The following is a 24,690-nucleotide window of genomic DNA, read 5'->3' on the forward strand; positions in this document are numbered from 1 at the left end:
GTCGGCATCATGCCTGGTCGCCCCGGGGATGATCGGGCGGCTGCGGCTGCGGCTGCGGTTGCGGCAGTAGCCGGTAGCGCTGGAGCTTGCCGGTCGCCGTGCGCGGCAGGGCGTCCGCGAAGTGGATCTCGCGCGGGCACTTGTACGGCGCGACCTCGGACCTGAGGAAGGCGCGCAGTGCGTCGGCGTCCCGCTCGGCACCTTCCCGCAGTACGGCATGGGCGACCACGACCTGCCCGCGGTGCGCGTCGGGCCGGCCCACGACGGCCGCCTCCCTCACGTCCGGATGACGCAGCAGCGCGTCCTCCACCTCCGGCCCGGCGATGTTGTACCCCGCGGAGATGATCATGTCGTCGGCGCGGGCGACGTACCGGAAGTACCCGTCGGGCTCGCGCACGTACCTGTCACCGGTGATGTTCCAGCCGCCCCGCACGTACTCCCGCTGCCGCGGATCGGCGAGGTACCGGCAGCCCACCGGGCCCCGCACCGCGAGCAGCCCCGGCTCCCCGTCGGGCACCGGCGCTCCGGACTCGTCCTGCACGCGGGCGTGCCACCCCGGGACCGGGACGCCGGTCGTGCCGGGCCTGATGCCGTCGTCCGCCGCGGAGACGAAGATGTGCAGCAGCTCGGTTGCGCCGATGCCGTTGATGATGCGCAGGCCGGTGCGTTCGTGCCAGGACCGCCAGGTGGCCGCGGGCAGGTTCTCGCCCGCCGAGACGCAGCGCCTGAGACTCGTCACGTCGTACGCGTCCAGTTCGTCGAGCATCGCACGGTACGCCGTCGGCGCGGTGAACAGCACCGACACCCGGTGCTCGGCGACGGCGGGCAACAGCTGCCGGGGGCCGGCCTGTTCGAGCAGCAGCGCGCTCGCCCCGGCGCGCATCGGGAAGATCACCAGCCCGCCCAGCCCGAAGGTGAAGCCGAGCGGCGGACTCCCCGCGAAGAGGTCGTCCGGACGCGGCTTGAGCACGTGCGCGGAGAAGGTGTCGGCGATCGCCAGCACGTCACGGTGGAAGTGCATGCAGCCCTTGGGCCGTCCGGTGGTGCCGGAGGTGAACGCGATCAGCGCCACGTCGTCGGCGGCGGTGTCCGCGGCCGGGTACGGGGTGTCAGGTGCGGTGCCCGCCCGCGTACCGGTTGTTCCGGCGGCCTCCGCGCCGGGCTCCGCGCGGGTCAGCAGGTCGTCGGGCGCGTCCCCGCCGTACGTCGTGATCCGCAGCCCCGGGATCTCCGCCTTGGCGAGGTCGTCGACGGCCCGGACGTCGCACAGCGCGTGCCGCACCCGGGCGATCGCGCAGATCGCGCGCAGCTCGGGCGGGCGCTGCTGGGCCAGCACCGTGACCGCCCCCGCCCCCGCCTTCAGCACCGCCAGCCAACAGGCCGCCAGCCACGGGGTGGTGGGGCCGCGCAGCAGCACCCGGTTGCCCGGGACGACACCGAGGCCGCCGGTGAGGAGGCGGGCGACCCGGTCGACCCGGGCCCGCAACTGCCCGTACGTCCAGCCGTCCCCGGACGCGGTGCGGAAGACCGGGCGGTCGTCGGGCGGGCCGGTGAGCAGCTCGGCCGCGCAGTTCAGCCGGGCGGGGTAGCGCAGCTCCGGCAGGTCGAAGCGGAGCTCGGGCCACTGGTCGGGGGGCGGCAGATGCTCGCGCGCGAAGGTGTCGACGTGGCCGGAGCGGTGCGGCTCCGCGCGATGCGTCTGCGCCATGGCGGTTCGCCCCCTGTGTCGTGGTGGGCTCGCGCAACGAGCGTATCGTGAGGGTGACGACAGTCAACGGTGCGCGATAACCTCGGGCGTGGCCCGGCGGGCAGGAGCACGGGACGCGGCAGGGGTCGTCGTGGCGGGGGACAGGGCAGGGGAAGGGGCCGTCGATGACCGCATTCTCGCTCGAACCGGCACAACTCGCCTGGTGCGCCGAGGTGCGCGCCCTGGCCGCCACACGGCTGCGCCCGCTGGCCGAGAAGGGCGAGCCGGGCCGCGTCAACCGCGCCCTCCTCGTCGAACTGGGCGCCCTCGGGCTGCTGCCCCGCCTGTTCACCTCGGGCGCCCTCGACCTCTGCCTGATGCGCGAGTCCCTGGCCCACTCCTGCACGGAGGCCGAGACCGCGCTCGCCCTCCAGGGCCTCGGCGCGCACCCCGTCCACGCCCACGGCACCGAGACCCAGCGCGCCCGCTGGCTCCCCCGGGTGAGTGACGGCAGCGCGGTCGCCGCTTTCGCCCTCAGCGAGCCGGACGCCGGCTCGGACGCGGCCGCGCTGAGCCTGGGCGCGGAACCGGACGCGGGACCTGAGGACACCGGCGCGGTGGAGACCGGAGCGGCGTACGCCGGGCGCCGCGGGGCGCCCGGCACCACGCGGCCCGTGACGCCCGACACCGCGACGGCCGAAAGGCCCGGTACCGGTACCGCGAGGCCCGGAGCGGGGCGCGGCGCGGAGACGAGCCGACCACCGGGCCCCGGAACACCTGTCACCGGACGGCCGGGCCGGGAGGCGAGTCGACCGGCCCCGGACGCCGACGGGCCCGGTGCCCGGCAGGCCCCGGCCTCCGCCTCCCTCGCCGCCGACCGCGACGGCCCCTCCGCCTGGCGGCTCACCGGCGAGAAGTGCTGGATCTCCAACGCCCCCGAGGCCGACTTCTACACCGTCTTCGCCCGCACCACCCCCGGCGCCGGCGCCCGCGGCGTCACCGCCTTCCTGGTGCCCGCCGACCGCCCCGGCCTCACCGGCACTCCCCTCGACATGCTCTCCCCGCACCCCATCGGCGCCCTCGCCTTCGACGCCGTCCCCGTCACCGCCGACGACGTCCTCGGCGAGGTCGACCGCGGCTTCCGCGTCGCCATGGACACCCTCAACCTGTTCCGCCCCAGTGTCGGCGCCTTCGCCGTCGGCATGGCGCAGGCGGCCCTCGACGCCACCCTCGCGCACACCACCGCCCGCGAGGCCTTCGGCGGCAGACTGCGCGACCTGCAGACCGTCGCCCACCAGACCGCCGAGATGGCCCTGCGCACCGAGGCGGCCCGCCTGATGGTGTACGCGGCGGCGACGGCCTACGACGAGGGCGCACCGGACGTCCCGCGCCGCGCCGCGATGGCGAAGCTCCTCGCCACCGAGACCGCCCAGTACGTCGTCGACCGCGCCGTCCAACTGCACGGCGCCCGCGCCCTGCGCCGCGGCCACCTCCTCGAACACCTCTACCGGGAGGTGCGCGGCCCGCGTGTCTACGAGGGTGCGAGCGAGGTGCAGCGCGGCATCATCGCCAAGGAGCTGTACCGCACCCTGGACGCGACGACCGAGGAGGCCGGCGCATGACCGCCGAACGGCTCAACCCGCCCGAACTCTCCCCGCCCACCGGCTTCTCCCACGCCGTCGTCGCCACCGGCACCCGCGTCGTGTTCCTGGCCGGCCAGACCGCCCTCGACACCGACGGCAAGGTCACCGGCGACACCCTCGTCGCCCAGTTCGAACAGGCCCTCACCAACCTCCTCACCGCCCTGCGCGCCGCCGGCGGCACCCCGGCCGACCTCGCCCGCGTCACCGTCTACGCCACGGACGTCGCCGCCTACCGCACGCACGCCGCGCGACTCGGCCGCACCTGGCGCGAGCTGGCCGGCCGCGACTACCCCGCGATGGCGGTCGTGGAGGTCGTACGCCTGTGGGACGAACGGGCGTTGGTGGAACTCGACGGATTCGCCGTACTGCCCTGACGCGCCCGCAGACCTGGGACTCCCGGATGCCGGACGTCGAACCGACCGCGGGAACCATCGAGTACGAGGACACCGGCGGCGACAGCCCCGTCGTCGCCCTCCTGCACGGCCTCGCCGAGAGACGGACCGCCACCGAACGGGACCCGCCACCGAACGCGAGCTGCCACCGAACGGGAACAGCCACTGGGACGCGCCACAGGGACTCGCCACCGAAGGGGTGACGGTCACCCCCGCCGGCCCGTCCTCCCGGTACCAGTGGAACCCCCCCCATTCCGACCGACCGGGAGGCCCCCGTGCCCGTACGATCCGCAACCCTCGCCACCGCAGCCGGCGCCGCCCTCTTCCTGCTCGCCGCCCCCGCCGCGACGGCGGCCCCGCACGACGCCCGCCACGTCACCGAGTCGGTGACGATCGACCCGACCGGCCGCATCGCCGCCGACGGCACCGTCACCCTTTCCGGCACGTACCGCTGCACCGGCAGCACCGGCCCCGTCTTCGTCGGCTCCACGGTGAGCCAGAGCGACCCGAACGTCCGGTACAGCGTCGGCGGCACCCTCGCGGTCTGCGACGGCCTGGAGCACCGCTGGGTCGACACGGGCTCGCTCGACGCGGGCAAGCTCAAGCCGGGCCCGGCCCACGTCGAAGCCACTCTGGTCGAGCTGCGCCCCGTGGGCATCGTGCCGCTCCCGAGCTTCCACGCGCGGCACAGCCAGGACGTGACCCTGGTGCAGAGCTGAGCCCCGGACACCGTCGGCCCCCGCACCGGGCGGATGCGGGGGCCGACGGCGGGGTCCGCCGTGGGTCAGGGACGCTGCATGGTCTCCGTGCCGGGCCGCGGCGAGCGCGGGGGAAAGTTGCGCTGCTGCGGAAGGGACACCGGGTCCGGGGACGCCGGACCGCCCGTCCCGGCGCCCGGCGCGGACGTGTCGCGTTGCCGGTGGCGCGGAGTCACCGCACGGCGGGGCGGGCGGGTCAGCGTGATCTGCCGGACGATCTGCTGGAAGCAGACCAGCGCGGCCAGCCCCGGCAGGGCCGCGGCCGCCGCGTCGCTGAGCGTCCTGGGCGCCTGGGCGATGCACAGCAGCATCGCGATGGCCGAGAACAGCAGGACCACGGCCCAGGAATGGACCGCGCGCCGCTGGTGCAGCGCGGACCGCAGCACGGCCAGCGACGCCACCAGCCAGGGGCCGTAGACCAGCAGCGGCCACCAGGGCACGACGCTGCCGCGGGTGCGGGTCGCGGCGGCCAGGCGCAGGGGCTCGTAGGCCACCATGCCGCCGAACAGGCTCACGGAGGCCGCGATGACCGCGGCGAGCGCCGCCACGAACAGGCTCGTGGCGCGCAGTCGGCTCAGCCGTTTGCGGATCTTGCGGTGGCTCGTGGGGGTGTCCCGCAACGGCGGCAACTCCGCAGTGATCTCCTGCAGATTGCTCAACGGCGTGCCCGGCGCGGGAGCAAGAGCCGACGTGTCCGCTCCGTGCGGCACGGGGGGTTGCCGCTCCATCGCGTCCTGGAGCAGGAACGCGAGTTCCTCGGCGGGGTCCCAACCGGGCTCCGGCGGGACCAGCGCTTCCTGGAAGGCGTGCTCGGGGGCGCGGTGCCGTCCGCTTCCCATGGAGCGGAAGGGACCCTCGCCGTAGGACAAGTGATGCTGGAACTGTTCCTCGTGCATGACGCCTCGGGTCACTCCGCCCGGGTGTACGTCAGGGCCGCCTGGGACCGTCCCCAACGCTCGGCGAAGCCGGCCTCGAGCTCGGTCATGACGTCCAGGAAACGCCGCGGCACGGGCTCCGTCACCCGGAGCGGGACGGGGAGTTCGCCTCTGGTCAGGATTCCGTCACCCGGTGACGGCCAGTGGTTTCTGCCGAGCCGGTAGGTGTACGGACCAAGCTCCACCGATTCCCCGTTTTCCTTCGTCATATCCGAAGTAACGTCTGCCTTGTCCGTCGGATGCGCGGCAGTCGAGTGAACGATTCCTGCGATTCTTCGATACTTACCCAATCCAGATTTCACATCGGATCGACAGTATCGCTGTACGAAAAGCAGGAATGCGGGCCGGAGCGAGGAAATGGGGCAGCCTGGCGCGCCACGGCACAGCGGACGCCCCTCAGCCGCCCGTGCCCGCGGGGTGGACGACGGCGGGACGCGGCTCGCCGTGGAAGACGTGACGGGCGTGCCAGTCACGGTGGGCGGCGGCGACGGGGAGCGTGCCGGGCTGCGGGCCGACCAGGGGACGGCCGGCGAGTGCCGTGACGTGCTCGCGGGCAGCCGGACTGTGCCCGACGAAGCGCTGCGAGACCAGTATCCGCAGGTCGTCCCCGATTCCGAGGACACCCTTGTCGAAGAGCTTGTGGTGCAGCGTGCACAGGCACAGCCCGTTCTCGACGTCGTCGGGCCCGTCGAACGCCCACCAGCGCACGTGGGCGGCCTCCAGCCCGACCGGCACCGCGCCGATCCTGCCGTCGTAACCGCAGAACGCGCACCGGTACTCGTAGGCGGTCAGCACCTGCTCCCGCATCCGGCGGTTCCGTTGCCGCCGCGCCGGTGCCAGTCGCTCGGTCCGCACCGGTTCCAGGTCCAGGCCGACGGCCTCGCACAGTTCGCCGTGGAGGGAGGGTGGGAAGTGCAGGTCGAGCAGCAACCGCGCCATCCTGCCGAGCAGCCCGGGGTCACCGCGCAGCGCCGCCCTCAACTCCCGCGCCAGCCGCCCGGTGGCGCCCGTCTCCCGCAGGTCCCCTATCCCGCTCCCAGGACTGCCGGGTCCCCGGTCCGTGACCACTTCCCACACGCCGTCGCTGGTCAGGTGGTGGAAGGGGTAGGCGGGTGTCGTCCTGTGGGGCGGACCGTACTCGGTCAGCAGCCGCTGCAGGTCCCGCTCCACCGCGGTGTACCGCAGTCCGCCGTCGGGATCGCCCTGGAACCGGCCGAGGGCGTACAGGAGCAGCAGCGGCTTGTGCGGGGCGCGGGTCCCGCTCCGGGTCCACTGCCTCAGCGTCCCGATCCGCTCCAGCCAGTCCATGGGGGCGATCGTAGCCCGGCCCTCCCGCACGGAGGCCCGCCGCAGTCGCTCTGACGGCTTCACGCGGACGGCGACTGAGGGATCACCAGGCCCTCCTGGGCGACGACGGGGGCGTCAACCGCAGCGAGGTCGCCCGCCGTCGGAGTTCCCGGCGTCGCTCTGGCCCGGGACAGTCAGGTGGCCGACGGGCGCGCAGCCGTCGTCGGGATGTGTGCCTGGGAGAAGTCCGGCCGTGCCGTCGGGGCGAACGCCGCGCGATAGGCGGTGGGTGTCGTCCCGAGAGTGCGGCGAAAGTGCAGCCGCAGGTTCGAAGGGCTCCCCAGACCGCATCGGTCGGCTATGTGGTCGACGGCGAGCTCGGTGCTCTCCAGCAGTTCCCGGGCGCGGTCGAGCCGGGCGGTGAGCAGCCACCGCAGGGGCGTCGTGCCGGTCTCGGTGACGAACCGCCGGGCGAAGGTCCGCGGTGCCAGGTGCGCGTGCGCGGCGAGTTGCCGGACCGTCAGTGGCTCGTGCAGACGGGCCAGCGCCCAAGCCCGGGTGGGCGCGAGGGTGACGCCGGGTGCCTCGGGAGCCAGCGGGCGTTCGATGTACTGCGCCTGCCCGCCGTCGCGGTGGGGAGCGGAGACCAGGGAGCGCGCCACCTGGTTCGCCGTCTGCGCGCCCAGGTCGCGTCGCACCAGGTGAAGGCACAGGTCGATGCCGGCCGCGACGCCCGCCGAGGTCAGCACCTGTCCCTCGTCCACGTAGAGCACGCGCGGGTCCACCGACACCCTCGGATACCGCGCCGCCAGTTCGTGCGCGTGCTTCCAGTGAGTGGTGGCCTTGCGACCGTCCAGGACCCCGGCTGCCGCCAGCGCGAACGCACCCGTGCAGATAGACACCAGCCGCGCGCCCCGGGCGCGGGCCCCCGCCAGCGCGGCGAGCACGTCCGCCGGGAGCTGCCGCAGGTGCGGTTCGTATCCCGGGACCACCACGGTGTCCGCGCCGCGCACCGCTTCCAGTCCGGCCGTCACCGTCACGGCGAACCCCGCCGCGGTCGGGACCGACCCGGCGGTCCGTCCGCACAGGGTCAGGTCGTAGGGATCACCGGGCACGGAGATGAAGACCTGGGCCGGGATGCCCAGGTCCAGGGGCAGCACGTCGTCCAGGACCAGTACCGCCACTCGGTGCGGTGTGGCGGGGGTGGCAGTTTCCTCTCGCACGGAGGCAAGTCTGCCACTGTCACCGGCAGTCGGCGCAGCCGATCATCGATGCCATGAACGACGAGATGACCACCGGCGTCCCGCCGCTCCCCGACACTCCCCTCGCCCGCCGCGCTTTGGCCCTGGTACGCGAAACGGAGTCCACCGCGACCGCCAACCACAGCGTCCGCAGCGCCCTGTTCGCCCGCCTCCGCGCCGACCACCAGGGTGCGGAGCCGGGGCGCGACTACGATCCGGAGCTGCTGTTCCTGGCCTGCGTCCTGCACGACATCGGCCTGACGCAGGCGGGCGACCGCCACCAGCGGTTCGAGGTGGACGGTGCCGACACGGCCGCGGAGTTCCTCACCGCGCAGGGCCTGCCCACCGCCGCCGTCGACGCCGTGTGGGAGGCCGTCGCCCTGCACACGACGCCGGGCATCGCCGAGCGCCGCGGCACCCTGTGCGCGCTGGTGCACCAGGGGACCGGCATGGACTTCGGCTGGGACACCGACTGCGTCGACGACGCCACCGGCGCCGCGATCCACGCCGCCTATCCGCGGCTGTCCATGGCCACCACCCTCACCGACGAGATCGTCGCCCAGGCACAGCGCCGTCCGGAGAAGGCCCCGCCCTTCTCCATCGCGTCGGAACTGCTGCGGGAGAGGTCCGTGCCGCCGCACAGGACCCGGATGGAGACCATGGCCGACGCCGCGCGCTGGGGCAACTGACCATGACCACATACGGGATCCTGCTGTTCGACACCGCGCAGGAACTCGACTTCGCCGGTCCGTGGGAGGTGCTCACCACCTCCTCCGGACTGCGCGGCGGCAAGGACGACGTCCTGCTCGTCGCCGAGCGATCCGCACCCGTCCGCTGCTCCCAGGGCATGCGGGTACTGCCGGATCACACACTCGGCGACCACCCGCCGCTGGACGTCGTCCTCGTACCGGGCGGTTCCGGCGCCCGGGAGGTCGAGCCGCGCAACGAACGGGTCACCGGCTGGCTCACCGACACCGCCGCGCGCGCCACCTGGGTGGTCGGTGTCTGCACCGGAACCTTCCTGCTCCACGCCGCCGGCCCGGCCCGGTCCCGCCGGGTCGCCACCCACTGGCAGTACGAGGAAGCGCTCGAAGAACGCGGCGACGTCACCGTCGTACGGGACTCCCGCTATGTCGTCGACGGCAACCTGCTCACCAGCCAGGGCGTCTCCGCCGGCATCGACAGCACCCTGTGGCTCGTCGGCCGGCTGCACGGGCGCGAACACGCCCGCGCCGTGCGCCGCGCCCTCCAGTACGACCCGGCACCCCCGTACCTGGCGGACGAGCCCGTCCCACCACCCACGACCGACCGAGAAACGGAGCACCGACCGAAATGAACCGCCGTACCCTCCTGCACGCCACCACCGCACTCGGCGCCGCGACGCTGACCGCCGGCGCCGCCACCCGGGCCGACGCGGCGACCCCGGCAACTCCCGCGCGCAACCGTCCATTACGCGTACACGTCGTCATGTTCGACGGTGTGGAGGAACTCGACTTCACCGCCCCGTACGAGCTGTTCTCCGCCTCCGGCTACTTCGCCGACCGGGAGGTGGACGTCCGCTACGTCACGCTCGACGGTCCGCGTACCGTCGAGGCGGCGTACGGCACCAGGCTGCGCGTCGACCACGGTTGGGCTCCTCGGGACGCGGACCTCCTCGTCGTCCCCGGCGGCGGGTACGCGCGCCGCGAGGACCCCGGCGTGTGGGCCGAGATCCGGCGGGGTTCCCTGCCTCGGGCCCTGGCCGCCGCGACCCGCCCGGGCCTGACCGTCAGCGCGCTGTGTACGGGCGTCATGCTGCTCTCCGCCGCCGGGCTGACCAAGGGGCGCCCCTGCACCACCCATCACCGGGCGCGGGCCGACCTTGAGGAGCAGGGCGGCGTGCTGAAGAACGCCCGCGTGGTCGACGACGGTGACCTGGTCACCGCCGGCGGGGTGACCTCCGGGCTGGACCTCGCCCTGTGGCTGGTACGCCGGGAACTCGGCGCGGACGCCGCGGTCGGTCTGGAGGAGATGCTCGAGTACGAGGCCCGCGGCACGGTATGGGCCGCGCGGGGCGGTCAGTGAGAAGCGCCCGAAGCAGGCGCTGACCTTCCGCACCGGCCAAAGGCCGACGGCAGGGTCCCACAGGCGAAGCCGCTCCCCCTCTGGCTCGTTACCCGTGCGGGTAAGGAGGGGGGAGCGGCGGTGTCTGCTCTGAGAGCCGTCAGATGTCCCGAAGGAGACGAGCCCCCTCGGTGGCCTGCCACGATGCGAGGCCATCAGCCACTGACCCGGGCGAATGAACTCACAGTCGTTTCACGCTCGTGCCGCTTGATGAAGCCGAAAGTCCCAGAAAAGTCCCGGAGGACTTCTGCGACACGCCTCCTTTACCACCTCGCCCGGTGCTGGGACGACGGCCCCCGGGCGGCCCCGAAAGGTGACTGTGTTGTGCATTGAGAGTTATCTGCCTCTGCAGGGTGACGAAGGGTAAACGCCAGGTGACCAGCCTTGTGAGGGCGCGCACAGGGCTCACGTCACATGGGGTTGGGGTTAGTAGACGCCGACGGCCGCTCGCCGCGTGGTCGCCAGCCGTCCGGTTCGTCACGCGGCCGGTCTGCGAAGCGGCGTAGTAGGTCACACACTTGTCGCGACGCCGGAGCGTTCCGCAGTGTGTTCGGCGTACCGGGGAGCCGAGCGCCGGGACCGGACGGGTAGAGCCCGTCCGTGATCCAGACACCGGCCCTGATGACGCGAAGCCGCGTCCAACGCGGACACCGCGTCGCCGACCCCCCCCGTCGGCCTCCCCATCACGTTCCCGAATGGAGAGGTACACCCGTGTACGCCATCACGCGCCGTCCCGACTTCCGCAAGTCCGCCGTGGCCTCCCTCGCCGCCGCTGGCGCCGCCGCAGTCACCCTTACCCTCGCCCCGAGCCCGGCACACGCCGCCGAGCCGGCCAAGACGTCCACCGCCCAGACCCAGGCCCAGAGCGACAAGATCAAGGCCATCGTCAAGGCCGGCGAGAAGAAGCACGGCGACGACCTCGACGGCTGGATCCGCACCGCCCTGGACGTCATGGACGTCAAGAACATCCCGGGCACCTACGACGGCCTGCACCGCAACATCATGCGCGAGTCGTCCGGCAACCCGCACGCGCAGAACAACTGGGACGTCAACGCCCGGAACGGCATCCCCTCGAAGGGCCTGCTCCAGACGATCCAGCCCACCTTCGACGCCTACCACGTCAAGGGCACGAAGGACTCCATCACCGACCCGGTCGCCAACATCGTCGCCGCCTGCAATTACGCGGCCGACAAGTACGGATCCATGGACAACGTCGACTCCGCCTACTGACCGGCGGACCCACCGACCGCCTGAGCCCCGGGGACGACCGGTCCCGTGCGGAGGCCGGCGGGGCCCAGGCAGCACGGCGGGGCCGGAGAGGACGACTCGTTCCTCCGGCCCCGCCTGCGTCGCACCCGGTGCGTCCCGGAAAGTCGCAGAGGTGTCACCACGCCCCCTGCGGCCTCGCGTTCATGCAGGTTGGAAGGGGGATGACGGCGTCTTTCCGGAACCCTTTCAGATGTCCCGGAAGAGACCAGCGAGCGCTGTGACCTGCCGTGATGAGTGCGCAATGGCCGCTGACCTGCGCGAATGGTCTTTCGGTTCTTTCACGCTCGTGCCGGTTGATGGGGCTGGAAGTCCCAGAAAAGTCCCAGAGAGATCCCACTACTGACGGGTGCCTTTCGGCTCTATACGGCAGTACGGGCTCGTCGGCCGCCTCCTTCGCCACGAGAGCGAACCTGCTTGTCGAGCACCGGGCGCTCATGATGCCTTGCGGGATGGTCCTGATGATCGACGACAACTTCCCGGCCGCCGATGGCAGTGAGCCGACAGCGTCGGTCGACCCTCGCGCGACCTGGGGACGAGCGGCCTGTCGCGCGAGCCCGGCGAGCGAAGGCACAGGAGCTGATGGAGCGGGCTATCGCCGAGGGCTGCGTGCGCAGAACTCCCAACGAAATGAACTTTAGGGGGTCAAGCGCCGAACCGGGCGGCGATGGCGTCGCGCAGGGAAGCGGGGCGGCGCTCGCCCGTCGGGGCGTCGTTGCACTCGGCGCCGCCGCGCGGCGGTCCGGTCGGGGCCGCGCGGTACAGGTGGGGGGCGCCCTCAACCGCAGCATTGTTCGCAGCGCCGAGCATGCCGTCTCCTCGACCAGATCAAGTTCGGAGATTGCCGGAACGAAAGATCGGCTGTTCAGCAGCCGGTCGGCGCGGGGCCCCTGCTCGCCCGCGGCCCGGTAAGCGGCGAGCTTGGCCGGGTCCTGCCCGGCCTCGGCCCCGTCGGGGTTGAGCGCCTTGTTCACGGGTTCGAGCGCTGCCTGCAACTGGTCGCGCTGCTCGGCTGCCTCGGGCGCCTGCTGCTGCGCGGTGACGAGCTGCTGCCCGTTGGTCGGGTCTGCGGCGGGCGGTGCGGGCGGGGTGCCCCGGTCCGTGTTCGGCAGGTGCGAGCCCTGCTCGCCGGACGGGGCTGGCGGTGCGCTCGGGTCACCGCCCTTGCCCGAGCCGCCCTTGATCGGCCAGATCGGGCCGCCGTCGCGGCGGAAACCTAGGGCACTCTCGCCCGCGCGGGGGTGGACGGGCAGAGCGGGAGCGTTCATCTGAACAGTTCCTGTCAGAGGGGCGGGGTACCTTCAGCCCGTGCGAGATGTAACGGGACAAGAAGCAGAAGCCGAATGGCTGCGGTTCGAAAAGCAGATCGCGGAAGAGGCGCGCCGCATGTACCCGGATGCGCGGGTGGAGCACAACGCCCACGTCATGGGGCGGATCAGCAGGAAGCCGCGGCAGATAGACGTTTTGGTGACAGCGAACGTCGGGCCGCACTCGATCATGATCGTGATCGAGTGCAAGTGGCGTCGCCGACGGGTCGACGTCGGTGTCATCGACGGACTGATCGGCAAGCTGGAAGACGTTGGCGCCGACCGAGGTGTTCTGTTCGCGAACCTCATCCCGACAGAGGCGGCGCGTCAGCGCATGGAGAATGCGACCCAACCGCGCCTTGACGGCTATGTCTTCAGGCTTGAGCCGCGCCTCTCAAGAGCTGAGGCAGAAGAGATTGTGTCTCAACACGACCTGTACTATTTCGACGATGATCCGATCCCGTCGGCAACTGAGGCCAAGCTCAAGGATGCCTTTGAACGGTTGCGGTTCGACGCTACGTGGTGAACGGCTTGCGTGGCCGAGCGGCTCGGTCCGGGTGGCGTGCTAATTCTCGATGACACCGGGTTCGTCAAGAAGGGCACCACGTCGGCCGGGGTCAGCCGGCAGTACACCGGTACCTCGGGGAAGATCGACAACTGCCAGATCGGTGTGTTCGCCGCCTATGCGACCGGTTCGAGTCCCTGGTGGACCGGGAGCTGTATCTACCGAAGTCCTGGACCTCCGACCGCGACCACTGCTGGTTGGCGAAGATCCCCGACGAGCGGGGCTTCGCGACCAAGGGGGAGCTGGCCAGAGACATCGTGCGCCGCTGTCTGGCCGCGGGTCTACCAGCTGCCTGGGTGACCGCGGATGAGGCGTACGGGCAGGACTGGAACTTCCGCCGCCTGCTCGAACAGCTCGGCCTCGGTTACGTGGTAGCGGTGCCCAAGTCCCAGCAGATCAGGTCCCTGGCCGGGATCTGGCGCATCGACGAGCTCATCGCCGAAGCCCCCGCCGATGCCTGGCAGCAGCTGTCTTGCGGCGACGGGGCGAAGGGCCCACGCGTCTATCACTGGGCTGCGGCGAAACTGCCCGCCAACATCATCTTCGATCCGGATCCGCCGACCCATCACCGCTGGGTGTTGGCCCGCCGCAGTCTCTCCGACCCCGGTGAGATCGCCTACTACCTCGCTCACGCGCCCGTCGGCATCGAGATCGACGAACTCGCCCGGATCGCCAGCATCCGATGGGCGATCGAAGAATGCTTCCAGGCCGCGAAGAACGAATGTGGCCTGGACGAGTACGAAGTCCGCCGTTACCCCGGCTGGTACCGCACATCACCCTCGCCATGCTCGCCCACGCCGTCCTGACCGCACTCGCCGCCCAGGCCACCGTCGAGGCCGTAAAGGGGCTGCAGAAACGGATCAGCCCTCGTCCCGCTCACCGTGGCAGAGATCCGGCGGCTCCTGGACACTCTCTTGCCTCATCCCCGAGCCGACCACTATCCCGTCACCCACGCACTGAACTGGTCCGGCTGGAGAAGACGCCGCCAGGCCATCGCCCGCCACTGCCTCTACCGAAAACGCAGCTCAGGACACGAAACGCTGCTGGAGTACTAGGCCGTGGGCCTCTGGCTCGTCTGCTTGGCTGGCCCGCTGTCGCCGCTCATGCGTTGTATCGCGGCTCAGCCAAGCAGCGCTGAGATCTGGTGGGCACAGTCCACGACCTCGGACCCGTACATCCGTCCGGGCGAGGATTGCATGCGAGACAGTGGAACGACCACGCAGACCGCCGCAATCGGCTCTCCATCCGCGACCACCGGTGCGCTGACGCTAGTGAGACCGACTGCGCGCCCCTCGATCGTCTCCACCCAGTCCTCTGGCCCCACGTCGCCGTTCAGCGCCTGCGTGGCCGAGCCCCCGTGGGCCAATGGGATGGAGGTGCCAGCCGGGTAGCTCACTTGCAGCTCGTGGTGCACGTTGATCTCGAGGCTGCACACGCGTTGGCTGCCTCGTACGACCCACAGCATCGAAGTCTCGCTGATCCGGTGGGACAGCTCCTTGAGGAGGGGCGTGGCGACCTCGATCATCCGCGTCGTCAAGAACCGGGGACCAAGGTGGTATCGGCCGTCGGCAGAGCGTTGGAGGAGTCCGTGAGTCGCCAGCGCGTTAGCGAGGCGGTGAGCCGTTGGAAGACTCAGATTGAGCGCCTTGCCGATCTCGGTGGCCGTCAAGGGGTTGTACTCGCACAGGTCGACGATCGCCATGCTCTTGTCCAGAACACCTACACGACTCTCCTGCCGTTCGTCAGCCACGACGCCCAGGTTACCTGCTGCATCTGCGGTCATATTCCCTCCATGTCGGCTGGGCCAGGTGTTGAGGCGCCGCCGTCTCGTGGATGGTACGTGAGGGGGCGCCTCAACGCCCGTGGTTCAAGCGGGTCAGAGCGAGGTCGGCACGACAACTGCGAGTAGCGCGAGAAGCGGCGCGGCGAGAACCACGTATCCGCTGTAGCCGAGCATCCGGCGCTGGAAAGCTCGACGATCGTGCACTTCGGCACTCGCGAGCACGATGACTCCGTTTGTCGAGAACGGACTGACATCCACCACGGTGGCACAGAAGGCGAGCGCCGCGATGAAGCCGACCGCCCCGAGATCGCCGGTCGCGAGCAGCGGCGCGGCCAGCGGCAGAGCGATGAAGATGATGCCGATGGACGACCCGACGGCCGAGATCAGGCCGACTGCGAGGAAGAGAACGAACGCGGTGAGCAGCGGCCAAGGGATCTCGACGGCCTGCTCTCCAGCGAAGTTGATTGTCCCGTTGGCGTCCAGCACGCCCATGTAAGTCACGACGCCGCAGACCAGGAGGGTCGCCGGCCAGGCGATCGAAGCCATGGCGGCGTCGACCCGGCGCGGAGAGAGGAGCAGCAGGCCGGCGCTGAGGCACATCGAGGTGATGCCGACATCCAGGCCACGCAGCGCGCCTAGCAGAAGCGCACCGATGGCAAGCAGAGTGACAGTTGGCTCCCAGATGGCGCTTCTGGTGCCGGGGTTCGCGTGCGGCTCCTCGGTCGCCTCCAGTGTCGCCACACCCTGACGTGCTGTTCCGTTCGCGCCACCGTGGGCCAGCTCGGGGGCACTGACGTCGGTGCTCTTGTCGGCCTCACCCGATCGAGCCGGGCCTGTATCTCCGCATCCATCGTCGACGTGGTCGACGACATCCCCGCCGCGAAGCAAGTTACGGCCCCGAATAGCAAAGAGTGCAGCGGCAAACAGGATGTTCAGCGCGAAGGGAACGAGGAACAGAGTCAACGGGGGGACGTCGATACCAAGATTGCCCGCAACGGTGCCAACGCCGGCCGAATAGACGGTGATGGGTGAGAAGGCCGTGCTGAGGGCACCGTGGCTGATCATCATACCCATCAGCAGCGGGTCGATTTCGTACCGTCGTGCAAGAGGCATCGCGATGGGCGCCAGCATTGCGACAGCCATTGGCGAGCCGAGTGCCATCAGGGCTGCGGCCAGCAGGAACATCAACCAGACAATGGCCCAAGGGCGCCCGCGGACCACTCGAAGGGAATGGTCCATGACCAGATCGACTGTGCCGTTGGCCTTGGCGATGCCGAAAAGCAGTGTGAGCCCGACGACGATGACGAAAAGGTCACCGGGAAAATAAGAGAACACGTCGTCGAGGGACAGGCCCGAAACCCATCCACCCACGATGAAAGCGGCAGTGAACCCGAGAAGCCCCATGTTGATGGGACGCGTCGTCGCGATGGCGAACAGCGCCACCAGGACCGCGATGGAGATCAAGTGGACCATCTCTACCTCCGCGGCTCTCATATTGTGAGAGCTGACTTTTGGAATGTGAGTCGCGTCACCCTATGACCCTGGTCACGCTCTGACAAGAGGCGAGTTGGGCCGACTCCTGACGTGTCACCAGGCTGACGCCCGAGTGGTCACGTTCGCCGCCTCGCTCTTGCGCACTTGGAAAGCGAACCCATACGCTCTCACTATCTAGCATCGTGGCTTCATATATTGAGAGGTGTAGATGTCGAACCTCCTCTTCAACGGTCCCCGTGGACCTCTCGCGGGACTGCGTGTCCTCGAGGCAGCGAACGTCTACGCGGGTCCTTTCGCGGCGTCACTGCTGGGTGACTTCGGTGCCGAGGTGCTCAAGATCGAGATGCCTGGCGCCGGGGACCCGCTCCGGGCGATGCACCCGTTCGACGGCGACGAGCCGCTCACCTGGACGTCGATTGCGCGGAACAAGAAGTCGATGACCCTGGACCTGCGGGTCGAGGAAGGCCGGGAGATCTTCCTTGAGCTAGTCGCCTCGCACGACGTCCTCATCGAGAACTTCCGGCCCGGCACGCTCGACCGCTGGAAGCTCACAGCCGAGGACCTCCGGGCGGCGAACCCGGACCTCGTCATCACCCGCGTCAGCGGCTTCGGCCAGACGGGCCCCAACTCGCCCATGGCGGGTTTCGGCACCCCGGCAACGGCCTTCACAGGCTATGTCTATGGCACCGGTTTCCCCGACCGTGAGCCGGTCCTGCCTCCCATCTCCCTCGTCGACTATGTCGCCGGACTGTTCGCCGCTTTCGGCACGTTGGTTGCCGTGCGTCATCGCGACGTCGCCGGCGGACCTGCGCAGGAGGTGGATGTCGCTCTCTATGAGTCACTGCTTCGCTTCCTCGAAGGCATGGTCACCCAGTACGACCGGCTTGGAACACTGACCGAACGGCAGGGAAACCAGTTTCCCGCCAGCGTCCCCTGTGGACTCTTTAGGGGCAGCGACGACGTGTGGATGGTTCTGTCAACGAGCAGTGACCGGACCTTCAACCGGCTCGCAGAACTGATGGGACGATCCGACATGCTCACCGACCCGCGGTACTGCACCAACCGCGCACGAGTGGAGAACCGCGACGCCGTCAACGCCGTCGTAGAGCAGTGGTTCGGAGAGCGCACCGGGGATGAGATCCAGAGGCTGTGCGACGCGGCGAGCGTGCCTGTTAGTCGCGTCAACTCCATGGCGGACGTCTTCACCAACCCGCACGTGCGCGAGCGCGGCAGCCTCGTCGAGGTGGCCCACCCCAACCTTGGAACCGTCACCATGCCCGGCGTCGTGCCGCGCCTGACGAGCACCCCGGGGGCGATCACCAGTCCCGGTCCCAGGTTGGGCGAACACACCGATGCCGTCCTTGGGATGTTGGGACGCGACAATGCCCAGATCAGGGCCCTCCGTGAGCAGGGAGTGATCTGACGTGAAGATCACGATCACTGACGTCGTCCTCCGCGACGGGCTTCAGGACGAAGACGTCATCGTCAGCACCGAGGACAAGGTGCGCATCGCTCAGGCCCTTCACAGTGCGGGCCTGACCCAGCTCGAGATCGCCTCCTTCGTCAACCCTGCGCGGGTACCTCAGATGGCCGACGCCGCCGAGGTCGTGGCGCAGACCAGGGACATCCCGGTGCGCCGCACCGCACTCGCGCTCAACGCCGAGGGGGTTCGAAGAGCGGCCACCAGTGGGGTTGAGTGCATCCAGATCGCAGCCTCCGCCAGCAACGCGCACAGCCGCGCCAACGCCGGACGCGGCTCAGAGGCGGCTCTAGAGCAACTGCGTGAGGTCATTGCCGAGTTCCCCCTGATCCCCTTCATCGGCGGGATCTCCACCGCATTCGTCTGTCCCTTCGACGGTCCTGTCCCACTAGGGCAGCTGGTGAAGATCGTGAACCAGATGGCCGGCATGGGCGTGGAGCGGATCTCACTGGCCGACACGATCGGGGTCGCCACCACCGAGCAGGTCATCGCCGTGCTTCGCGCCGTCCGCTCTGAGCTCCCGGATCTGGAGATCGGGCTCCACCTCCATGACGCCCAGGGCCAGGCCCTGCAGACCGCAGAAGCCGCTCTTGCGGAAGGGATCCAACACTTCGACAGCGCGCTCGGTGGTTACGGCGGTTGTCCGTTCGCACCTGGGGCCCATGGCAACGTGGCCACCGAGCGGCTCATCAGCCTGTGCCACCAGCTTGGCGTTACCACCGGCATCGACCCCGAAGGCATCGCCGCAGCCAACCTCATCCTCGAAGAAGCGCTTGCGAGTGGCACGAAGTTCAAGCCAACCGCCACGAACTGAGGCATCACCTGCGGCTAACCTCGGCGCCTGCTCTGCCGCCCCTCCTGGTTGTGGTGCGGCCCAATGCGCGCTCCTCCGGCAATGCCGAGTCGGACCGCCCCGAGCCCGAGCCCGACGTACCTTCGGGTCGGACGCATTGCGCTGTAGCCCCACCCCCAGCACGATCTGGTTCCCCGCACTCTTGGCGGGTAGGACTTCGGTAGCATCCGTCAGGCGACAAGCAGCACGGGGATTGGCGAGAAGTCCCTTGACTGGATCGAGATCCCTGAGGACAAGCGCCGGCCGGGTAAGACGCAGGTACGACGCGGCAACGGGAATGCCGTTGTGGGGAGTCGAGGTGCTGTACGTGCAGTCCTCGTTCGGTCGGAAGTCGACGGTGACGGCGAAAGTCACGGTCGGTGCCGAGGAGGAGGCGAAGGTCGCTCCGCTGAGCCCGATCGGATTCTCCGAAGGTCCCGGCACCCTGAGCCCCGAGGACTAGGCCGCAGTCGACGATCGGCACTGATCAAAGTCCGACCGTCGCTGCGCCCGTGGTGCCGCCGCCTGGCGGGACTACGAGGCCCGGTTCCAGGAACCGAGGACCATGAGGGTCTTCGTGCCGGTCACCTGGCCGGCGTGTCGGAGGCCGTCGATGACCTGCTGCAGGTGCTGGATGTCGCGGACGCGGACGTGGACGAGGGCATCGGGAGCCCCGGCGATGGTGAACACCGCCTGGACCTCGGGCACTTTATAGGCCGTTCGGACTATCTCGTTAACCCGGGTGGTCCCCGTGTAGGACAGCTCGATGAAGGCCTCGATGCCCCACCCGAGCTTGGCGTGATCGACCTGGACGCTGAAGCCGGTGATGACACCGGTTTCCCGCAGACGGTCGACGCGGCGCTTGACTGCTGCCACCGACAGCCCCACCTGAGGCGCGATGTCCGAGAAGGTCCTGCGGCCGTCCTCGTGCAACAGGCGCAAGACCCGGCGGTCCACATCATCGATTTCGATCACCAGATCACTCCCTGCGATTCCGGCCTTTGGGTCCAACTAATTTACGTGAAGAAGCTCTAGAGTACAAGGACTTGCGTATTAGGGTAAATTTGAAGCAACTTCCTTGCGTACCGTTCAGGTCTACTGCTCTCCTGGCTCCGCGCCTGTCACAACGTCGAGGAGGCCTGGGATGAGCATCGAAACTGCGGTGTCGCTGGAGGACAAATACACGGCCCGAAGCGGTCGCGCGCTGATGTCGGGTGTCCAAGCGCTCGTCCGCCTCACGCTCGAGCAGCGGCGTGTGGACACCTCGCGCGGTTTGAACACCCGCGCCTTCGTGACTGGGTATCAGGGGTCGCCGCTGGGTGGTGTCGACCTGGAGATGGGGCGGGCCTCCCGCCACCTCGACGAGGCTGGGGTGCTGTTCCGGCCGGGGCTGAACGAGGAACTGGCCGCCACGGCGGTCGCCGGCACCCAGATGCTCAGGCAGCTCCCGGGCCGGCGCCACGACGGGGTCACGGGCTTCTGGTACGGCAAGAACCCCGGACTGGACCGGGCCGCCGACGCGATCCGCCACTCCACGGTGGCCGGGACCGCCGCCCTGGGTGGCGCGGTCGCCTGGATCGGGGACGACCCGGGCAGCAAGTCCTCCACGGTGCCCAGTTCGTGCGAGCCCATGGGCCAGAGCCTGTCCATGCCGCTGCTGGCGCCCGGGTCCGTGGCCGAGATCATCGAACTCGGTCTGCACGCCGTAGCGCTCTCAAGGGCATCGGGACTCTGGACGGGACTGAAGATCGTCGCGGACATCGCTGACGCCTCGGCCGTCGTCGACTTGGACGCGCTGGACCGGGTGGTGCCCGTGCCGCACGGGGATGACCGTGGCGCACACCCCACCCTGGTGGGGCCCGCCTCGCTGGACGCCGAGCACGACATGCTCACCCGTCGCCTGGACGTGGCGCGCGCCTACGCCCGTGAGCACGGCCTGAACCGTATCCACTTCAGCGCCCCGCAGGCCGGTCTCGGTCTGTTGGCATCGGGCACCACCTTCGCGGTGCTGCAGCGGGCACTGGCCGACCTGGGCTTCGACGAGGCGGCCATGGACGCCCTGGGCATCCGGCTGATCCGGCTCGCGATGCCGTTTCCGCTGTGTGCCGACGACCTGGTGGCGATGACCGCCAACCTGGATCAGGTCCTCGTGATCGAGGACAAGGTGCCCTTCCTGGAGGGACAGCTGAAGCAGGCCCTCTACCGCACGCCGGACGCCCCGGTCGTGGTGGGGCGGCAGGACGAGGAGGGCCGTCCGCTGCTGACCTCCCGCGGCACATTGGGCGCCGAGGACGTGGCCAGGGTGCTGGCCGCGCGCATCGGAGCGGAACGCCTTCCGCACCGGGCGACGGCGCATCTGCGTTCTCTGGCGGCTTCCCCGTCCACGCGCAGGAAGCTGCCGATGGTCGCGTCGCGCACTCCGTACTTCTGCTCCGGCTGCCCACACAGCGCCTCGACCAGGACCGGCGGCGACACTCTGGTCGGTGTCGGCATCGGCTGTCACAGCATGATCGCGCTGGAGGGGGAGGGCCGCGGCCGGCAGGTCGGACTGACACAGATGGGAGGTGAAGGAGCCCAATGGTTCGGGCTCGCGCCCTTCACCGACGACCTCCACTTCGTGCAGAACCTCGGCGACGGCACCTTTCACCACTCCGGGTCGCTCGCCATCCGTGCCGCCGTGGCCGCCGGCGTGCGCATGACCTACAAGCTGCTCTACAACGACGCCGTCGCCATGACGGGCGGTCAGCGTCCGGAAGGACGGCTGGATGTTCCAGCGCTGACGCGGTGGCTCGCCCTGGAAGGCGTACGCCGCATCGTCGTCACCACGGCGGACCCGGCCGACTACCGGGGCGTGCGCCTGGATCCGGTCGCCGCCGTCCGCCACCGTGACGAGTTGCCAGACGTCGAGAAGGACCTGGCGGCGGTCGACGGTGTCACGGTTCTTATCCACGACGACCGGTGCGCTGCCGAGGAACGGCGGCTGCGCAAGCGCGGGCAGCTTCCCACCCCCGCAGAGAAGGTGGTCATCAATGAGCGGGTGTGCGAGGGGTGCGGAGACTGCGGAGACGTGTCGACGTGTCTGTCGGTCCAGCCTGTAGACACCGAGTTCGGCCGCAAGACGCGTATCCACCAGCCCTCCTGTAACTCGGACTTCAGCTGCTTGAAGGGCGACTGCCCCTCATTTCTGCTGGTGGAGCCGGGCAGGCAGCGGCGCTCGGAGCTGCCGCCGCTGCCCGTGACACTGACCGAGCCCGAGGTGGTGGTCAGCCGGGACGAGGTGCTGCTGCGGATGCCCGGTATCGGGGGCACCGGCGTGGTCACCGTCTCGCAGATCCTGCAGATGGCCGCGCACATCGAGGGCCGGTACGCCGCAGGACTCGAACAGACCGGGCTCGCCCAGAAGGGCGGGCCGGTGGTCAGCGATGTGCGCATCTCCTCCAAGCCCGTCATCGGTGCACTGCGCGCCTCCGGTGCGACGGCGGACGTCCTCGTCGGGTTCGATCTGCTGGGAGCGGCGGCCGCGGCGAACCTCGCGGTGGCCCGCGCCGGTCACACCATCGCCGTGGTCAACACGGCCGTCGTCCCCACCGCCGCCATGGTCACCAACCGGGTCGCCGTCCCGGATTCGCCGGCCGACGCCCTCGAACGGATCGAGACGACGACCCGGCCGGAGGACAATCTCTATCTCGACGCCCAGGGGATGGCCGAGGCGCTCTTCGGCGACCACATGCCGACGAACATGCTGCTGGTCGGGGCCGCGTACCAGCACGGGTGCGTGCCGGTCTCCGCGGAGGCGATAGAAGCGGCCATCGCACTCAACGGCGCGGCCGTGGAGAAGAACCTCGCCTCCTTCCGGTGGGGGAGGGCCGCGGTCATCGACCGCGGGGCCGTGCGGCGCGCCCTCGCGGCACCCGAGACGCCCCCGGTCAGTGTCACACCGGCCGCCGAGGGGATCGCCGCCTCCGCGGCCGCGCCCGGGCAGCTCCGCGACATCCTGGCCGTACGCGTCACCGACCTGATCGGCTACCAGAACACGGCATACGCCCGCCGGTACGCCGACAGCGTGCAGCAAGTCGCCGCGCACGCACGGCAGCGGGCCGGCACTGAGGCCGGTGAACGCATCGCCGTGGCCTACGCCAGGGGACTGCACCGGTTCATGGCGTACAAGGACGAATACGAAGTCGCACGGCTGCACCTGGACACCGTCGAGCAGAGCAGAATCCGTTCCGCCTTCGGCCAGAACTCCACGACGTCGGTACTGCTGCACCCGCCCGTGCTGCGCACACTGGGAATGCGGCGCAAGATCCGGCTGCGCCGCACCGCGCCCGTCGTCTTCCGCACACTGCGTGCGATGCGTGCGCTGCGCGGCACCCCCCTGGACGTCTTCGGCCACGCCAAGGTCCGCCGGGTCGAACGCGAGCTGGTCGACGAGTACCAGCGACTCGTCGCGACCGCCGTCGACCACCTCACCCCCGACAACACGTCGCACGTCCTGGCCGTCGTGGACCTGGCCGAGCGGGTCCGGGGCTACGAGGACATCAAGCTCGCCCGGGTCGCCGAGTTCCGTAACCAGGCCCGCGCCGCACTGGAGCGGTGCACCGCCGGAACAGCCGCCATCGGTTGACCGCGGACGCCCGGCGCCTCGCCGATGTCACCAGGCGCCCGGCCGCCACCGTAGGCAGCCGACCGCCGCCAGCCCCAACCCGTCGTGTCCCAGGAGAGCCCCGTGCCCGTCGACCGTCTACTGCCCTCACCCGAAGCCGAGGACCTGATCCAGCTGACACGTGACCTCGCCGACAAGGAACTCGCCACCCGCGTGGCGGAACACGAACGATCCAGCATCTACCCGGCCACTGTGTTCACCGTCCTGGGACAGGCCGGACTGCTGGGACTGCCCTACCCCGAGGAATACTGTGGCGGCGAACAGCCCTACGAGGTCTACCTGCAGGTCATCGAAGAACTGGCCGCCCGTTGGGCGGCGGTGGCGGTGGCCATCAGCGTCCACACACTGGCCACCCTCCCCCTGTTCACACACGGCAGCCCGGCCCAGCGGGAACGGTGGGTGCCGGACATCCTCGCCGGCGAACTCATCGGCGCGTACAGCCTGTCGGAGCCCCAGGCAGGCTCGGACGCCGCCGCGCTGACCTGCAAGGCGGCGAGGGAGGAGAACGGCTACCGCGTCACGGGCGCCAAGGCGTGGATCACGCACGGCGGAGAGGCCGACTTCTACATGCTGTTCGCCCGCACCGGTCCCGGCAGCGACGGCATCTCCTGCTTCTTCGCCCCCGGCAGCGCCGACGGCCTGTCCTTCGGCAGCCCCGAGGACAAGATGGGACTCCACGCGATCCCCACCACTTCGGCCTACTGGGACCGAGTGCTGCTGGGCGAAGACCGGCTAGTTGGCAAGGAGGGCCAGGGACTCCCGATCGCCTTCGGTGCACTGGACTCGGGCAGGCTGGGCATCGCCGCCTGCGCCACCGGGTTGGCCCAGGCGGCGCTGGACGCGGCCGTCGCCTACGCCAACGAGCGCACGACCTTCGGCCGGAAGATCATCGACCACCAGGGACTCGGTTTCCTCCTCGCCGACATGGCCGCCGCCGTCGACTCCGCGCGCGCCACCTACCTCGACGCCGCCCGCCGTCGTGACGCCGGGCGCCCCTACGGCCGCCAGGCCAGTGTCGCCAAACTGATTGCCACCGACGCCGCGATGAAGGTGACCACCGACGCCGTCCAGGTCTTCGGCGGCTACGGATACACCCGCGACTATCCCGCCGAGCGGTACATGCGCGAGGCCAAGATCATGCAGATCTTCGAGGGGACCAACCAGATCCAACGCCTGGTCATCAGCCGCCGGCTGGCCGGCTGACTGGGCTTGAGCAAGGGAGCATCATAGACATCTTCCGGTGCGGCGCCGTGA

The 24,690-nt window shown here is 70.0% G+C and carries 22 protein-coding genes and 1 pseudogene; 14 read left to right on the forward strand and 9 right to left on the reverse strand.

Going from position 1 to position 24,690, the window contains the following annotated elements; all coding sequences use genetic code 11:
• Nucleotides 1-7 precede the first annotated feature (7 nt).
• A complete protein-coding gene (locus tag IE142_RS24960; RefSeq protein ID WP_229830856.1) occupies nucleotides 8-1,708 on the reverse strand; it encodes an AMP-binding protein in 1,701 nt (566 codons plus the stop codon).
• 164 nt (nucleotides 1,709-1,872) lie between these two features.
• Here IE142_RS24960 and IE142_RS24965 point away from each other — a divergent pair, with 164 nt between their 5' ends.
• From IE142_RS24965 to IE142_RS24975, 3 genes are all read left to right on the forward strand, one after another.
• Nucleotides 1,873-3,309, forward strand: coding sequence for an acyl-CoA dehydrogenase family protein (locus IE142_RS24965; RefSeq protein WP_191887832.1), 1,437 nt, complete (start codon nucleotides 1,873-1,875; stop codon nucleotides 3,307-3,309).
• A complete protein-coding gene (locus tag IE142_RS24970; RefSeq protein ID WP_191887833.1) occupies nucleotides 3,306-3,704 on the forward strand; it encodes a RidA family protein in 399 nt (132 codons plus the stop codon). Before IE142_RS24965 ends, IE142_RS24970 begins: the two co-directional genes overlap by 4 nt.
• A 293-nt stretch (nucleotides 3,705-3,997) precedes the next feature.
• Nucleotides 3,998-4,441 (forward strand): DUF6299 family protein, encoded by a 444-nt coding sequence (locus tag IE142_RS24975; RefSeq protein WP_191887834.1) that lies wholly within the window; start codon nucleotides 3,998-4,000, stop codon nucleotides 4,439-4,441.
• A gap of 65 nt (nucleotides 4,442-4,506) precedes the next feature.
• Here the strand turns inward: IE142_RS24975 and IE142_RS24980 are convergent, their stop codons facing one another.
• The 4 genes from IE142_RS24980 to IE142_RS24995 form a co-directional block, all read right to left on the reverse strand.
• Nucleotides 4,507-5,376, reverse strand: a complete 870-nt coding sequence (locus tag IE142_RS24980; RefSeq protein WP_191887835.1) for a DUF2637 domain-containing protein — start codon at nucleotides 5,374-5,376, stop codon at nucleotides 4,507-4,509.
• Between the two features lie 11 nt (nucleotides 5,377-5,387).
• Nucleotides 5,388-5,600: a hypothetical protein gene (locus tag IE142_RS24985; RefSeq protein WP_229830858.1), complete on the reverse strand. Its 213-nt coding sequence runs from the start codon at nucleotides 5,598-5,600 to the stop codon at nucleotides 5,388-5,390.
• A gap of 211 nt (nucleotides 5,601-5,811) precedes the next feature.
• Nucleotides 5,812-6,723, reverse strand: a complete 912-nt coding sequence (locus IE142_RS24990; RefSeq protein ID WP_191887837.1) for a phosphorothioated DNA-binding restriction endonuclease — start codon at nucleotides 6,721-6,723, stop codon at nucleotides 5,812-5,814.
• A 173-nt stretch (nucleotides 6,724-6,896) separates the two neighbouring features.
• Nucleotides 6,897-7,925: a GlxA family transcriptional regulator gene (locus tag IE142_RS24995; RefSeq protein ID WP_052412239.1), complete on the reverse strand. Its 1,029-nt coding sequence runs from the start codon at nucleotides 7,923-7,925 to the stop codon at nucleotides 6,897-6,899.
• Between the two features lie 53 nt (nucleotides 7,926-7,978).
• On the opposite strand from IE142_RS24995, the gene IE142_RS25000 reads away from it, so the two are divergent.
• The 4 genes from IE142_RS25000 to IE142_RS25015 all read left to right on the forward strand — a co-directional run bounded on the left by IE142_RS25000 (nucleotide 7,979) and on the right by IE142_RS25015 (nucleotide 11,276).
• On the forward strand, nucleotides 7,979-8,632 hold the full coding sequence (locus IE142_RS25000) for an HD domain-containing protein (RefSeq protein WP_191887838.1): 654 nt from the start codon (nucleotides 7,979-7,981) through the stop codon (nucleotides 8,630-8,632).
• Between the two features lie 2 nt (nucleotides 8,633-8,634).
• Nucleotides 8,635-9,279 carry a DJ-1/PfpI family protein gene (locus IE142_RS25005; RefSeq protein ID WP_191887839.1) on the forward strand — a complete coding sequence of 215 codons (645 nt, stop codon included), beginning with the start codon at nucleotides 8,635-8,637 and terminating at the stop codon, nucleotides 9,277-9,279.
• Nucleotides 9,276-10,007 carry a DJ-1/PfpI family protein gene (locus tag IE142_RS25010; protein WP_191887840.1) on the forward strand — a complete coding sequence of 244 codons (732 nt, stop codon included), beginning with the start codon at nucleotides 9,276-9,278 and terminating at the stop codon, nucleotides 10,005-10,007. Before IE142_RS25005 ends, IE142_RS25010 begins: the two co-directional genes overlap by 4 nt.
• Before the next feature lie 750 nt (nucleotides 10,008-10,757).
• Entirely contained in the window at nucleotides 10,758-11,276 is a 519-nt protein-coding gene (locus IE142_RS25015; protein WP_191887841.1) for a transglycosylase SLT domain-containing protein, read from the forward strand.
• Nucleotides 11,277-11,957: 681 nt separating this feature from the next.
• Here the strand turns inward: IE142_RS25015 and IE142_RS25020 are convergent.
• Nucleotides 11,958-12,122 carry a hypothetical protein gene (locus IE142_RS25020; protein WP_191887842.1) on the reverse strand — a complete coding sequence of 55 codons (165 nt, stop codon included), beginning with the start codon at nucleotides 12,120-12,122 and terminating at the stop codon, nucleotides 11,958-11,960.
• A gap of 498 nt (nucleotides 12,123-12,620) precedes the next feature.
• Here IE142_RS25020 and IE142_RS25025 point away from each other — a divergent pair, with 498 nt between their 5' ends.
• Both IE142_RS25025 and IE142_RS25030 read left to right on the forward strand, forming a co-directional pair.
• Nucleotides 12,621-13,145, forward strand: coding sequence for a restriction endonuclease (locus tag IE142_RS25025; RefSeq protein WP_191887843.1), 525 nt, complete (start codon nucleotides 12,621-12,623; stop codon nucleotides 13,143-13,145).
• Nucleotides 13,146-13,154: 9 nt separating this feature from the next.
• Nucleotides 13,155-14,144 (forward strand): annotated as a pseudogene (locus tag IE142_RS25030) (IS701 family transposase); the annotation flags it as partial.
• A 160-nt stretch (nucleotides 14,145-14,304) separates the two neighbouring features.
• Here IE142_RS25030 and IE142_RS25035 read toward each other — a convergent pair.
• The gene (locus tag IE142_RS25035) at nucleotides 14,305-14,967 is read right to left on the reverse strand and encodes an IclR family transcriptional regulator (RefSeq protein ID WP_191887844.1); all 663 of its coding nucleotides are present in this window, start codon (nucleotides 14,965-14,967) and stop codon (nucleotides 14,305-14,307) included.
• Nucleotides 14,968-15,060: 93 nt separating this feature from the next.
• Nucleotides 15,061-16,440 (reverse strand): SLC13 family permease, encoded by a 1,380-nt coding sequence (locus IE142_RS25040; RefSeq protein WP_191887845.1) that lies wholly within the window; start codon nucleotides 16,438-16,440, stop codon nucleotides 15,061-15,063.
• 229 nt (nucleotides 16,441-16,669) lie between these two features.
• On the opposite strand from IE142_RS25040, the gene IE142_RS25045 reads away from it, so the two are divergent.
• The 3 genes from IE142_RS25045 to IE142_RS25055 all read left to right on the forward strand — a co-directional run bounded on the left by IE142_RS25045 (nucleotide 16,670) and on the right by IE142_RS25055 (nucleotide 19,236).
• Nucleotides 16,670-17,884, forward strand: coding sequence for a CaiB/BaiF CoA transferase family protein (locus IE142_RS25045; RefSeq protein ID WP_191887846.1), 1,215 nt, complete (start codon nucleotides 16,670-16,672; stop codon nucleotides 17,882-17,884).
• A gap of 1 nt (nucleotide 17,885) precedes the next feature.
• Complete coding sequence (locus tag IE142_RS25050) at nucleotides 17,886-18,755, forward strand: hydroxymethylglutaryl-CoA lyase (RefSeq protein WP_191887847.1); 870 nt, start codon at nucleotides 17,886-17,888, stop codon at nucleotides 18,753-18,755.
• Between the two features lie 337 nt (nucleotides 18,756-19,092).
• Nucleotides 19,093-19,236, forward strand: coding sequence for a hypothetical protein (locus IE142_RS25055; protein ID WP_191887848.1), 144 nt, complete (start codon nucleotides 19,093-19,095; stop codon nucleotides 19,234-19,236).
• 71 nt (nucleotides 19,237-19,307) lie between these two features.
• On the opposite strand, the gene IE142_RS25060 is transcribed toward IE142_RS25055, so the two are convergent.
• A complete protein-coding gene (locus IE142_RS25060; protein WP_191887849.1) occupies nucleotides 19,308-19,748 on the reverse strand; it encodes an Lrp/AsnC family transcriptional regulator in 441 nt (146 codons plus the stop codon).
• Between the two features lie 169 nt (nucleotides 19,749-19,917).
• Between IE142_RS25060 and IE142_RS25065 the strand changes: the two genes are divergently transcribed.
• Together IE142_RS25065 and IE142_RS25070 are read left to right on the forward strand one after the other, a co-directional pair.
• The gene (locus tag IE142_RS25065; protein WP_191887850.1) at nucleotides 19,918-23,397 is read left to right on the forward strand and encodes an indolepyruvate ferredoxin oxidoreductase family protein; all 3,480 of its coding nucleotides are present in this window, start codon (nucleotides 19,918-19,920) and stop codon (nucleotides 23,395-23,397) included.
• Between the two features lie 102 nt (nucleotides 23,398-23,499).
• A complete protein-coding gene (locus IE142_RS25070; RefSeq protein WP_191887851.1) occupies nucleotides 23,500-24,639 on the forward strand; it encodes an acyl-CoA dehydrogenase family protein in 1,140 nt (379 codons plus the stop codon).
• Nucleotides 24,640-24,690: the final 51 nt, after the last annotated feature.

Origin of the sequence: Streptomyces mutabilis, assembly GCF_014649815.1 — a bacterium.
Classification (GTDB): domain Bacteria; phylum Actinomycetota; class Actinomycetes; order Streptomycetales; family Streptomycetaceae; genus Streptomyces; species Streptomyces mutabilis.

What these genes read in the sequence shown, in the direction of transcription:
- IE142_RS24960 (WP_229830856.1), bottom strand. Translation starts at nt 1,708, where the DNA reads ATGGCGCAGACGCATCGCGCGGAGCCGCACCGCTCCGGCCACGTCGAC.
- IE142_RS24965 (WP_191887832.1), top strand. Translation starts at nt 1,873, where the DNA reads ATGACCGCATTCTCGCTCGAACCGGCACAACTCGCCTGGTGCGCCGAG.
- IE142_RS24970 (WP_191887833.1), top strand. Translation starts at nt 3,306, where the DNA reads ATGACCGCCGAACGGCTCAACCCGCCCGAACTCTCCCCGCCCACCGGC.
- IE142_RS24980 (WP_191887835.1), bottom strand. Translation starts at nt 5,376, where the DNA reads ATGCACGAGGAACAGTTCCAGCATCACTTGTCCTACGGCGAGGGTCCC.
- IE142_RS24990 (WP_191887837.1), bottom strand. Translation starts at nt 6,723, where the DNA reads ATGGACTGGCTGGAGCGGATCGGGACGCTGAGGCAGTGGACCCGGAGC.
- IE142_RS25000 (WP_191887838.1), top strand. Translation starts at nt 7,979, where the DNA reads ATGAACGACGAGATGACCACCGGCGTCCCGCCGCTCCCCGACACTCCC.
- IE142_RS25005 (WP_191887839.1), top strand. Translation starts at nt 8,635, where the DNA reads ATGACCACATACGGGATCCTGCTGTTCGACACCGCGCAGGAACTCGAC.
- IE142_RS25010 (WP_191887840.1), top strand. Translation starts at nt 9,276, where the DNA reads ATGAACCGCCGTACCCTCCTGCACGCCACCACCGCACTCGGCGCCGCG.
- IE142_RS25020 (WP_191887842.1), bottom strand. Translation starts at nt 12,122, where the DNA reads ATGCTCGGCGCTGCGAACAATGCTGCGGTTGAGGGCGCCCCCCACCTG.
- IE142_RS25035 (WP_191887844.1), bottom strand. Translation starts at nt 14,967, where the DNA reads ATGACCGCAGATGCAGCAGGTAACCTGGGCGTCGTGGCTGACGAACGG.
- IE142_RS25040 (WP_191887845.1), bottom strand. Translation starts at nt 16,440, where the DNA reads ATGGTCCACTTGATCTCCATCGCGGTCCTGGTGGCGCTGTTCGCCATC.
- IE142_RS25045 (WP_191887846.1), top strand. Translation starts at nt 16,670, where the DNA reads ATGTCGAACCTCCTCTTCAACGGTCCCCGTGGACCTCTCGCGGGACTG.
- IE142_RS25065 (WP_191887850.1), top strand. Translation starts at nt 19,918, where the DNA reads ATGAGCATCGAAACTGCGGTGTCGCTGGAGGACAAATACACGGCCCGA.